Origin of the sequence: Flavobacterium aquiphilum (assembly GCF_027111335.1) — a bacterium.
GTDB classification, from domain to species: domain Bacteria; phylum Bacteroidota; class Bacteroidia; order Flavobacteriales; family Flavobacteriaceae; genus Flavobacterium; species Flavobacterium aquiphilum.
Genome location: NZ_CP114288.1, coordinates 3,780,087 through 3,793,436 on the forward strand (window position 1 = coordinate 3,780,087; position 13,350 = coordinate 3,793,436).

Here is a 13,350-nt window from a genome sequence, read left to right on the forward strand (position 1 = left end):
TTTCGTCATAGGCAGTTAAATTTGATTATTGAATATGTCAATTTTCATATTGTTTAAATCAAAAGTACCTACATGAATTTATCTTAAGTATTAATTATCAACCATTATGCATAAATTATAGACCATTACTGAATTTATATCTAAAAAATTAAGATAAAATTTTTAAATCCATTTTTTTAACCATTTTTATTTCAATTTACATCATTACCAAACCAATAATCGCGTAGAAATCCCCTCAAATCACTACATTCCGAGAGGTTTACACCCATTCATCTCCACAGTAAGCCTCATGATATAAATTTAAAACACAATAGCCTAACAGTCTTCTTTACAATAAAAACATAGCCAAATTTACGCTTGAGAAAAACGCAAATTTGGCTATAAACATTTATAAAAAAACTTCACAAACTAATCACAAAGAAAACATGAGTTATTTTATTACTAATGTAGATTTTATTTAAAATTTATATTTTTTTATATAAAAAACCCATTGACGTAATTAACATTAAAATCACATCAACGGGCCTCAAAATTAGTTGCAAAAAAAACTACTCCAAACTATATAATAAAGTTCCAAAACCTAAGGAATCAAAACCACCACTATTAGGTCCGTAATCTCCACCTCCACCTTCCGTTTCAACAATATTTCGTGCAAGTGATACATATTTTAATGCATCTACAGAAAGCCCTTTACGTATTAAATAATGATTATAGATTGCGTTCCAAATAGGACGTATACCTCCCCTAGCATCAGCACTATTTACGACATGATTTACATTGTCACAATTATTATAGGGTTGGAATGGAATCGTCAGAGTGGTAAAATTATATTTCGCAGCATATTCAGCCCCTTTTAATATCAGGTTATCATTATAGCTATAAAAATCATCTCCTTGATTCCAAGTGCTTTGAGCGATATCAGATAAAAAACCAACACATAATAAAGTATGTCCTTGATCACGACCACTTTCTTGAATTTGTGCCGTACCATCTTTATGGTCATACCAAACTGCTTTAATTAACTGACCATTACCAATACCATTTTTTAAATAAGTAACAGCTGTATTATACAAATCTGCATCATCAGTTAATACACCAATTGACATTACATTCAATATACTGCATAAATCCCAATTTGCCCAATAATGAGAAATACAGGTATTGTTATGTCTTACCAAGAAATCCTTGCTAATTGGTAAAAAAACAGTCTTCATCCATGTTTTAAACTTATCAAAATCAGTAGCTGACCAACCACTATAGGTACGCATAATCTCCGCAGCATTTGCAAATTGATATCCATATATTCCAGCACCTAAAACTTTATTAGAATCACCCGAAATACTTGTACAAGTATTAGCCCAAGTATTTAAAATTTGAATTGATTTATTAGCATAAGCAACATCACCAGTAATTTTCCAACGAATTGCTGTTTGATAAGCAGCTGCCGCATCATTAAAAGCAGCACTATAATTATCTGGTTGAGGCTCTTCAACCGAGCTTCCTCCCCTGATCAATTTCACAACCGGACTGGGCGAATAGGTTAACTGAGCATGACTATTGGCAATAAGTTTATTCCAACCTGCAATCCATGGTTGAGCCGAAGCATTAACTTTTAATTTCATTCTGTCGAAATCAGCTTGCGTGTGCAACAAACCCGGGTGTACAAATGTTTTTGCAGGAGTACCAGGATTTGGAGTTGTTCCCGAATCAACAACAGCCGGCGTTTGATCAGTTGTTACATCAGCACTACTACAGCTGATTACACTAAGCAGAAAAACAAACTTAAAAGCAGTAAGTAGATATTTCATAATATTTTTATTGATTAAAATTGAATCCTAAATTTCCAAGAATAATTTATTTTTAATTAAACGAAAGGCCTTTAAAAGACCTTTCGTTTAAACAATCTCTTTATTGGTTAGCATAAGCCTGAAGTTCAGCAAGACTGGTAAAGGTCTTAACCCAGTCCACAGAATAACCTAACTCAGGTGAAGTAATATCTGCTACTTTCCATTGAAAAGTTGACAAAGTTGTTGAAGCTGTTTGTGACAAAAGAGTGCTGGCACCAAAAGTATTTCTCATATCAAAATAATAAATATCCTTTCCATTATTATTTTTATCAGGAATTATACCATCCCATTTATTAGCGCCATTTTTATAAGATCCAACACTTGTATCTAAAGTCAAATTCACTACTGCAGGCTTATTAAACTTAATAGCCAAAATTGGGAAATTACCTGGATGTACAACTGCACCTGCAGTAAGTTTAAAATCGGCTCTTCTCTTACTGGTTCCTAAAAACAAACTTGGATCAAAAGTGACATTATAATAGCCTCCTGAAATTAAAGCGGTCGCATTATTGGTAATATCCCAACCTTCTTTATTTCCTGTAGTATTGTAATTGAAATTTAAGTAACCTTCGTTAAATGTTTTTGTTTGTAATTCAATACCATCTTTTGTAACTGAAATATATCCGGCCTGAACTCCAATTGGCGCTTTAACTTGTATTTCATTATTTGTAATAGAAATAATATCAGCAAGTAAAGTACCGGAGTTAAACTTAACAACAACAGCATTTTTATCAGTTCCAAAATTAACTCCATTGATTTTAACCAAAGTTCCTTCAATTCCAATTGTTGGCGATATTCCATCAATTTTAGCGGACGGTAGAATTGTAAATGAATCAGGTGTCACCACAGTATGATTCCAAACATTAATAGTCAATGGACCAGATGTTCCGTCGGGAATCTTTACTACAATTGTTGTATCATTAATACTTACAAGAGTAGCAAGAGTAGCACCAAAAAAAACTTTTACAGCTTTTACATTATCACCAAAGTTTGTACCTGTGATAGTAATAGTCTGACCAACTTTCCCAGAAGTAGGTGAAAACCCGGTTACTGTGTGAGCTGGATATTCAACTATTTTAAAATTTGCATCCTCTTCACAACTACTAAAAGCAATTGAGAGAATTATCGACATTACAAAACAAATGCCAAGCTTATATAATAATTTCATATTTAAAAAATTAAGTTAAATAATTCTATTCTTTTCAAGTACTGGGAAACCATATGACAGTTGGCTTCCCAGTTTAACTATATTAATTATAACCTGGGTTTTGTTTTAAGTTCGGGTTCAAATTAATTTGCCCTGTTGGAATAGGCCACAAATAATTTTTCTTTGAAAAAACCTTATTGCTTTTTCCATCCAAAACAACACATTTTAAAGGCCCTTTTGCAGTATTAACCACTTCTTCACCCCATATGTATGTTGCAGGCTTGTAACTAGCTGTGGCTGTACCTGTCGCATCTCTGTAGGGTGTCACATAGGAGGCATCTCCAACGACTTGACCACAAGTAGATTGATTCAATTCGGCTTCTGCTATACCCCAACGCTTTAAATCATCATAACGGAATCCTTCACGATACAACTCTAAAGTTCTCTCTCTTCTGATTTCGTCTCTCATACTCAAACTGTTCGAAGCAACCAATGAGTTTGTTAAGGCAGCAACACCAGCTCTTGCTCTTAATTTATTAATAGATGCATTTAAATCAGCATCTGAAATCGCGCCATCTTTTTCAAATAATGCCTCTGCATAGATTAAGTACACCTCCGCTAATCTTATAATAGGATAATTTGCAGACTCCTGAAGGGCATTCCTATATGTACCATATTTGTAAGCTACATATTTTCTATTGGCATAACCAGCTATACCAGCAGTTAAACCAGCAGGAGCAGTAGGCGTCACACCAGAATAACCGAATAATCTTAAATCTCTATTTTTATATTCATCTCCAACAGCATGATATCCTTGAAATAATGGAGATTTAGAAGGTGGTAATCCATCTGTACATAAAAACATATCCATCATTTTTCTGCTACTTAATGCATTTGTTAAAGTAAGCGATACATTCTGATTTCCAGTTCTTAAGGTCACATCATAAACACCATAAAGGATAAATTCATTATTACTCGCTTTGGTAAATCCACCCGGATTACTTCCTGCATCTTCCAAGCTAAACAAATAATAGTAGCTCTCATTTATCATTCCTGCAGTATTATTATTATTCCACAAAGAATAACCTCCATTATCCATAATTTCTTTAGAAAGAGCAATAGCATCAGTTAGGAATGTCGCAACCTGATCAGAAGCTGGACCACCTGATCCGGAAAAATCAGTAGAAGTCCCATTGTATTTTCTCCAAGTCGCTTCGTACAATTCTACTTCAGCTTTTAAGGCTTTTGCAGCCCATTTGCTGATTCGTCCTTTGTCAGTAGCTGCAATAGCTGATTCAAGAGGAAGATTAGCGATGGCTTTATCCAAATCTGATAATATTTGAGTTACCACCTCATATCTGCTATTACGTGGACCAGTAACTTCTGGAGAATCGGTATCAAGTACCGAAGTTACAATTGGCACCCCTCCAAATGTTTTTAATAATGAATAATAGGCATTCGCTCTAAAGAAATAGGCCTCAGAAATATATTGGGTAATTTCATTTTTATTACCAGGGTAACCAGCTTCTTTAGAAAGCAAAATATTAGTTTTTCTAATCCAGTTATAAGGATTGTTCCAACGAACATCACTAGTTACAGTTCCAATTGTACCACGTCCTACATCAGACTGGAAATTATAATAAACAGATAAATCAGATGAAAAATCCATGTGATTGTAAACTTCATTTCCTCCATACGGAGATCTCCACCCCATTAATTGACTATAGAAATCGGTAGTATAGGCTTTAAAATCAGCTGCTCTTTGAAAATAAGTAGCATCTGTAAAGGTATCTTGAGGTTTTAAATCGATAAAATCATCTTGGCAAGAAAAAAGCCCAAGTGTTAATCCTCCGATCAAACCCATATATATTAACTTTTTCATATTATATATTTTAATAGTACTAATTTTTAAATTACTTAAAACCCAACATTTAAACCTAAAGACAGGGTTCTATAAAAAGGGTATCCGGAATTTTGAGAAACTTCTCCCATTTCTGGATCATAGCCATCTTTGATTTTCGTAGCTTCCCATAAATCATTACCTGAGAAATAAAATCTTACTCTTTCTAATTTAGCTTTGTTTGAAATGTTTCTTGGAAGAGTATATCCTATCACTAAAGTTTTAAGACGTATGTATGCATTGTTCTGTAACATAAAATCATTTGATGCATAGTTCCAGTTTGCTCTGTTTGTATCAACTGTCAAACGAGGGAATTCTGCATTAGGATTCTCTTCTGTCCATGTTTTTCCTAAGAAACTTGCCGGTTGATTAGTAAAAAGTGTTGCAAATGGGTAAGCTAAGTAACCTGTACGCATAATTTGCTGTTTGGCAACTCCTTGGAAAAATGCCTGAAAATCAAATCCTCTAAAATTAGCTCCTAAGTTTAATCCATATACGTAGTGTGCATTGCCATCTCCCATATATTTAAGGTCACTATTTTTGCTTCCATTAGTCGTGATAACCCCATCTCCATTCAAGTCAATTCTTTTTGTATCACCTGGTCTTAACTCTGCAGTTGTTCCTTTAACAACTTTTGTCATATCTTGTCCTCCTGCAGCATACTTCGCATAATATGCATCAACATCAGCCTGGTTTTTAAAATATCCATCAGTTTGGTATAAGAACCAAGAATTCAATGCATATCCATTCACATTATTTTTACCAGCTACATATGAATCAGCTCCTTCCTTATGCGTTAGCTTACTTTCAGTATTACCGATATTAAATGATACACTATATGAAAAATCATTAATATGATCTTTCCATGAAACTACAGCTTCCCAACCTTGTACATCCAATTGACCGCTGTTAGTTTTTGGTGCAGTTCCCCCCAATACTGCCGGATAAAGTACATCTGTCAACATTCCTTTATTCTTTTTCAAAAAGAAATCATATGATGCCGAAAGCCTGTTGTCTAGGAAACCAAGATCAAGACCTATATTTGTTTGATATACTCTTTCCCATTCTCTATCTAAACTTACCAAACCATTTGCAGCCAAAGAACTACTAGTTTGAATAGCTGGTGGCAATCCTAATACTGTTGTCCCCATATTAACTGCAGAAACGTAATCGTAATTTCCGATACCTGTATAGTTTCCTGCCACCCCACTAGTAGCTCTAAGCTTTCCAAAGCTTAAAACAGAATTATCTTTTAAGAAATATTCCTTACTAAAAGCCCATCCAACTTCGACATTACCATACTCTTTGAATTTAAACCCAGGAGCAAAATTTGAGGCTCCATCTATACGACCTAAAAGCTTCACAAGGTATCTATCATCATAATCGTAAGCTGCACTAGCCAAATAAGAATAATTTCCAAACTGGTATTTCCCTCCTGAGTTAGACTGAGTAGTTGGATCTGCTGCATTTAAATCATATACTCCCAAATCATTAAAAAAGGCACGAGTTCCCGCTAATGTTCTGACTTGTGTTTTCTCAGCATTAATACCGCCAAATGCCGAAAGATGATGTTTTTCTCCAAAAGTTGTATTATATCTCAACATAAGAGAATAATATTGGTAAAAAGAGTCGTAATCATTTGTTTTATACCCTGGATTACCTGCACTTTGAACCGTTTTTGCCAAACTTTCAAGTGATTTATTACCATACCAATCATAAAGCTGAACGGGTAAAACATATCTTTCTTCATAAAAGTTTTCTGTTTGGTAGGAAGCTACACCTTCTAAATCTAATCCTTTTGCCAGACTCAAAGTTCCTTTAAAATCAACTCTACTGGTCAAGGATTTTTTTGTATCTGTACCTCCATCTGATGTTGCCGCAGCAGAGTTTCTGTTACCAACATTACCAAAATTGGCATTCCATTGTCCAAATGGATTCTTAGCAGGGAAGAAAGGCATATCGTTTGCATACAAAGTTTCATCTAATCCCACCGAAGGGCCTTTTGTAATTGCATCAATGAAACTTACTGCACTTTCAAGTTTCAATCTTTCAGACAATTTGTAGTCATAATTAAAACGTAGATTGTATTGCTTTTGTCCATCATATTGTGTTGCTAAATTCCCTTGATTATCGGCCATTGCAAAAGAAACACGATATCCCGATACATCTGTTCGATTAGAAATACTTACATTATTTTGATATGAAAAGCGGCGAGCAAACATTTCATCAATACGGTTTGAATTAGCAATATAAACGTCTCCCCAAAACTGAGTTGGGTAAAGCCCCTCCTTGCCCGACGCCATCGTTTCCATATTCTCCTTGCTAATCCAACCCCACCAGTTTGGTGTTTTCTCTTCCTTATTGGCGGCCAACCATACATTTGCATATTCAGTCATTGAGGCTGAATAACTAGTAATTCCCGGCTCTGAGGAACGAATATTACTGCTGAAATCTACTTTTAATTTTCCTTTTGCTTTTTTGGTTGTAACCAAAATAACTCCATTTGCAGCTCTGGAACCATAAATCGCAGCCGAACCATCTTTTAATACACTGATGTTATCGATATCATCCGGGTTCATATTCTGAAACGAATAGAAATTTACAATTGGCACTCCATCTACAATAACCAAAGGAGACCCTCCATTGATAGAAGTTGCACCACGGATCTGAAAGTTTAACCCTTCATTTCCGGGTCGTGAGCTTGACCTTGTCACTACAAGTCCTGGAGTTTGCCCTTGTAAAGCTAATCCAACATTGGTTACAGCTCTATCCTGAAAAACTTTACCACTTACAACTTCAACAGCACCGGTTACTGCAGCTTTCTTTTGAGTTGCATATCCTACAACAACAACCTCATTCAAGGTCGAAACATCAGCCACTAAAGTAACATTGATAATATTACTAGTAAAATCTCCAACTTTTCTTTCCACCGTTTTGAATCCCACTGAGGTAAAAACAAGGATATCATTTGGGGAAGATGCATGTATTGTATACCCTCCATCAAAGTCAGTGCTCGCACTCGCACCGCCTTTCTTTCCCTTTATCGTAATGTTCACTCCAGGTATCCCTAATTTTGCTGAATCAGTGACTTTTCCTTTCACAGTTATATCCTGTTGAACATTTTCCACTTCTATTCCATTTAAACTTAAATTGCTATTTACATTTGAAGTAGCGTACAGGTCACCTGCGGCACTACACCCAAATAGCAACACCAACAATGCTGGTTTTGATAAAAATTTTAGTTTAAATTGATTAATTTTTGGTTTAGACATAAAACAATTTAATTTTTTGGTTAGTATTCTTTTTTGTTAGTATCCTCTTCTTTGGTTAGTATTCAATTTTTGCAGTTTTCTTTCTTATTTTTATTATGGTAATTTAAATATTTTATAAAAGCTCAAACTATATCGATAGAGTTTTAAATCGTATTACAACATTTGAGCATTGTTAATGACAGATTTCCTTGTCACCTAAACTAATATCATTAGCTGTTTTTAAATTTCTTACCTTTTGATCTTAAAAAACATCATTAAAGATGTCAACTAGTAAATAAAATAACATTGTATCGCTTTGGTTCATTTACTTCACTTTGCTAAAAAGGAAAAATATTGCTGGTCTAAAATTTGCAGTTGCCGGCTGCTTATGTCCAGCAACTGCTCTTTACTGATTTTCTCACATCAGCTGTAAAAATTGCAGACTAACCAAATCTGTAATGATAACAATGTCAAATTTAGAATGAACAACTCTTTTTGGCGATAAATTATGATTCATTATGCATAAACTATAACCCATTTTTAGTCTGAATGTAAAAAATTCGCTTATATTTTTAAAAATGTGTTTTTTTACAAGAAAAAAATTCAATTATTATCATTTAAATTATCACACTTATTTACAACAGTTTAACTTTAATCATATATACTACTCAATAAAAATCAATGTGCATAATGAAGAAACTGACATAAATTATCATTCAATACCAAACAAAATTGACATGTTTCATTTTATAATATGCTTAAAAAAAATGTGGCTCTGAAAACCGTAGATACAATAAAATATTTTGATAAAATCATACCTTAATAGTGTAAACAAAAAAAAGGTAGAATTTCAATATGAACCCTACCTTTCTTTTTAACGTATTAAATTACCTAAAAAAGTAATTATTGCTTTTCTGATTTATCCTCAAGAAACTGTGTTGGAGTTACACCAAAAAGTTCTTTAAAAGTCTTTGTAAAATATGCCGAAGAATTAAAACCACACATATGAGTAAGTTCCTTAACTGAATATTGTTTAGTAAGTAATAATTCAGAAGCGTACTTCAATCTAATTGTTCTAATAAAGTTACTTGGGTTCTGCCCGGTAATCGAACTAATTTTTCTATAGAATTGTGATCTTCCAATTCCAATCTCCCTAATTATATCTTCAAGAGCAAAATCCGGATCTGAAATGTTACCTAGCACTATTTTTGTTGTTTTATCCAAGAAAATTTCGTCAATTGTGTTGGTAGCAATTTCACTCGAAGGCAATATACTACCTATGGATGCAAAACGTTCTTTGGCCCTTTTTCTTGCTTCGAGTAAATTCCTAATTCTTGCTTTTAAGACATTAATATTAAATGGTTTTGATAGATATTCATCTGCACCTGTATCATAGCCTTCAATCCTGTCTTCTTCAAGACTTCTGGCTGTAAGCAAAATTACAGGAATATGACTGGTTTCAATTTCAGTTTTAATTTGACGACACATCTCGAAACCATCCATTTCCGGCATCATTACGTCGCTTATCACAATATCTGGAAAATATTTTTTCACTTTTTCCAAACCAATAAGACCATTTGCAGCCTCTCTAACCTGAAACTGACCACTTAATTCATTTTTCAAATGACTTCGTAGCTCCTTATTGTCCTCTACAATAAGAACGACCTTTCTATCTCCTTTCTCTAATTCAGGAGTAGCAGTCTCTTCATTTTCATTCGATATCGCGATCTCGTATTCAGTCGAAGTTATGGAGTTTTTATCTATTTTGTGGTTATCTTTCAGATTTTGACTTCCAAACTCTTTCTGATTCTCAATCAAATCTGCAGGAATTCTTACTGTGAAAGTTGTTCCTTTTTGGTATTCACTTTCAACAAGAATCTCTCCCTGATGAAGCTCTACTAAACTCTTGATAAAATTCAAACCAATACCAGTCCCAGTCTTAGAACTATCCGGATGGAAAAATCGTTCGAAAACCTTACTAATTTCCTCTTTCTTTAATCCTATACCAGTATCGGTAACTTTAATATTCACTACTCTCTGCATTTTTGATTTCTTCAAAAACCAAAAAACCGGAGTAGCTTTTTCTTGATGAGATTCAGATATTGATAAAATTACACTACCACCTTTGTCAGTAAACTTTACAGCATTTGAAAGCAAGTTACTAAGTATTTTTTCAATCTTATCGGGATCAAACATCCCAATTAAATCCTTTTTTGAGGATTCAAATGAAAATCGAATTCCTTTTGCCTTGGCAAGATCTTCAAATAGCACAAAAACATCCTTACTAAACTTGACAATGTTTAATCTCTTAATCTCTAATGGCGCTTTTCCAAGATCCATTTTTCTCAAATCCAAAAGCTGATTCACCAAATGTAGCAGGCGTCTACTACTTCTCTGAATAATTAATGCCGATTTTTTAACTTCTTCAGGATCGCTAAACGATGATAGAATTTTATCTACAGGATTTAAAATTAAAGTAAGCGGAGTCCTAAATTCATGAGACACATTGATAAAGAAATTCAATTTCATCTGATCTAATTCCTGCTCTTTCTCCTCCTTAACTTTTCTGGTATAATAATTTACACCAAAATATAATAGCGTTCCAAAGGCGATCGCATAAAAACAGTAAGCCCACCATGTTTTCCAGGGTGGAGACTGCACCGTTAAGTGAATAGCTGTTTTTCTGGCCTGATCCCACTGACCATCTATTGAAGCCATTACTTCAAAAGTATAATCTCCAGGTTCCAAGTTGGAATAATTAGCAATTCGGGTAGTTCCTGCACTAATGAAATTTTCATCAAGCCCTATCATCTTGTATGCATATTTAACCCTCTCCGGATTCTGATAATTCAGAGCTACAAATCCAAATGAAATATACCCTTGATCATATCTCAGAGTTATATCCCTAACTTTTGAAACAGCCTCATTCAATAAAATCCTCCCATTTACTTCCTCTCCTGGGTTAATTTTTTTATTAAATAAACGAATTTCACTAATAACTGGACTTACAATACTTGATTTTAAAGAAATATCATGTGGATTAAAAATATTGAATCCGTTTATACCTCCAACAATAATTCGACCATCATGGGTTTTATCAATCGACTTGCTCTGAAATTCGGTTCCTTGTAATCCATCATGCACATTGAAATTTTTAAAAATTCCTGTTGCAGGTTTTAAGTAGGAAAGCCCCCCTTTTGATGTAATCCATAAATTGCCATTATCGTCTTCTTTTATTCCAACAACTAGATTATTGGGCAGGCCATCCAAAGAAGAATAGGCTTTCTTTAAACGAAGTTTAGAATCAAGTTCATAAAGCCCCATATCTGTCCCAACCCATAAATTACCTTTTTTATCGTCAGTAATATTATTGATACGACTCCCTTGAATGTGCTTAATTTTAACTTCCGAAAAATTTATCTTAGGCGGTACATGACCTTTGATCCCTTTCAAATTTGCCACACAAAGCCCCTGAGAAGTACCTACAAAAAGTCTGTTTTTGGAATCAATAAAAAGCGAAAAAACAAAATTACTGATCAGGCTCTTAGAATTCCCCGGAATATTTTTATACTGGTAAAATTTTTCAGTAACAGGGTCAAATAAATTTAATCCTGCTGTTGAAGTTCCCAACCACAAATACCCATTTGAATCCATTCTGGCACACCACACAGTATTTTGCCCAATAGAAAAAGGATTCGTTCGACTGTACTGATATGATTTTACCTTTCCTGTCTCAGTGTAAAATTTATTTAATCCTGCGTCCCATGTACAAACCCAGAGCACATTATTATCACCTTCTACAATATTAACAATTTTATCAGAACTAAGTGAATTTGGATCACCTGGTCTTGCCCGAAAATGTCTGAATGTTCCTCTTTTCTCATCAAAAAGATTTAATCCCCCTCCATCAGTACCAATCCAAATTCTATTTTTACTATCTTCAAGAACGGATTGGGCAATCTTTGCACTTAACCCTTCATTACTTTCAGACTTGTAGAAATAATGTCCAAAAGATGTTTTTGAAATAGCCAATTTATCGAGTCCTGTATTATAAGTTGTGATCCAATAAATTCCCTTTTTATCCTCCAAAACCTTTGAAGGCTGATTATTTGATAGTGAAAAAGGGTTAAAAGGATTATGAGTCAGATGTTGCAACATTCCTTCTTTCTTATCTAACAAAAAAATACCGTCACCATCAGTAGAAGCCCATACAACACCTTTTCTATCCATATAAAGATGAAAAATTGGAACTGTCTTGTTTAAGTTTAATGGAGAGACATTTTTAAAAGTATTCTTTTCAACGTTGAAAAGGAACAAATGGGCAATATCATTACCAATCCAAAAGTCGCCATCTTTATCAATCAGAATCTGTTTTGGAAGATGATTCAAATATTGATTACTGCTAAAATCAATCGAATATCTGACAAACTTATTGGTTTTTGGATTATACTTATGAAGATTACTACCTTTGGTTACTAGCCATACATTTCCAGCTTTATCTTCAACAGCACTGGTTACATCATTATTATCAATTGAAAATCGATCATTTTGTATATTACTATAATGACTGAACTTAATATTCTCATAAACTCCTCCTTGAGTATTATCTAGAAGTAATTTTGTAACTCCATTCTTGGTACACACCCATAGGGTATTTTTCCTTTTTTGATATAATAAACCGTTAATTTCTTCACGGATGTTAAGCTCTGCACCCTTCTTTTTATCTAATTCAATCTTATGAAATTTCTCAGTATTTTTATCAAAAACATTTAGACCGTTGCTAGTCCCAATCCATAAACGTCCCAATTTATCCTCAGTAATAACAGTAATTCTGTTATTACTTAACGAAGTTGGATCATCAAGAATGTTGCGATAAATTTCAAATTCATAACCATCATATTTATTCAAACCATCTATGGTTCCAAACCATAAAAAACCTTCATGGTCCTGAAGAATATCTACACATGTACTGCTTGAAAGTCCTTTCGAAGTGTCTAAATTTTCGAATTTTAAATTAGAATATTGAGCATGCGAAAAGTAAGTAACTAAAATAAATAGCCACACATTAATAATTTTACTTTTCATATCCTCTTTTATTTATATATTATATTTTATTTTCAAAAATTTTTCAAAAATAGCTAATATATCAGAAATCATAATGAGATAAAAAGAATTTTAAAAAAAATAAAAAACTAAAACTAATTA

At 33.6% G+C, this 13,350-nt stretch carries 5 protein-coding genes; all 5 read right to left on the reverse strand.

The window, feature by feature from the left end:
- Positions 1-548 precede the first annotated feature (548 nt).
- Positions 549-1,808, reverse strand: a complete 1,260-nt coding sequence (locus OZP12_RS15290; protein WP_281225899.1) for an alginate lyase family protein — start codon at positions 1,806-1,808, stop codon at positions 549-551.
- A gap of 100 nt (positions 1,809-1,908) precedes the next feature.
- Positions 1,909-3,015, reverse strand: a complete 1,107-nt coding sequence (locus OZP12_RS15295) for a DUF4979 domain-containing protein (RefSeq protein WP_281225900.1) — start codon at positions 3,013-3,015, stop codon at positions 1,909-1,911.
- Positions 3,016-3,097: 82 nt separating this feature from the next.
- Positions 3,098-4,876 carry a RagB/SusD family nutrient uptake outer membrane protein gene (locus OZP12_RS15300; protein WP_281225901.1) on the reverse strand — a complete coding sequence of 593 codons (1,779 nt, stop codon included), beginning with the start codon at positions 4,874-4,876 and terminating at the stop codon, positions 3,098-3,100.
- A 35-nt stretch (positions 4,877-4,911) separates the two neighbouring features.
- Positions 4,912-8,166 (reverse strand): SusC/RagA family TonB-linked outer membrane protein, encoded by a 3,255-nt coding sequence (locus OZP12_RS15305; RefSeq protein WP_281225902.1) that lies wholly within the window; start codon positions 8,164-8,166, stop codon positions 4,912-4,914.
- Between the two features lie 882 nt (positions 8,167-9,048).
- Positions 9,049-13,230, reverse strand: a complete 4,182-nt coding sequence (locus tag OZP12_RS15310) for a hybrid sensor histidine kinase/response regulator (protein WP_281225903.1) — start codon at positions 13,228-13,230, stop codon at positions 9,049-9,051.
- Positions 13,231-13,350: the final 120 nt, after the last annotated feature.

Excerpts from the sequence above, each read along its gene's own strand:
- OZP12_RS15290 (WP_281225899.1), bottom strand. The coding sequence starts at position 1,808 with ATGAAATATCTACTTACTGCTTTTAAGTTTGTTTTTCTGCTTAGTGTA.
- OZP12_RS15295 (WP_281225900.1), bottom strand. The coding sequence starts at position 3,015 with ATGAAATTATTATATAAGCTTGGCATTTGTTTTGTAATGTCGATAATT.
- OZP12_RS15300 (WP_281225901.1), bottom strand. The coding sequence starts at position 4,876 with ATGAAAAAGTTAATATATATGGGTTTGATCGGAGGATTAACACTTGGG.
- OZP12_RS15305 (WP_281225902.1), bottom strand. The coding sequence starts at position 8,166 with ATGTCTAAACCAAAAATTAATCAATTTAAACTAAAATTTTTATCAAAA.
- OZP12_RS15310 (WP_281225903.1), bottom strand. The coding sequence starts at position 13,230 with ATGAAAAGTAAAATTATTAATGTGTGGCTATTTATTTTAGTTACTTAC.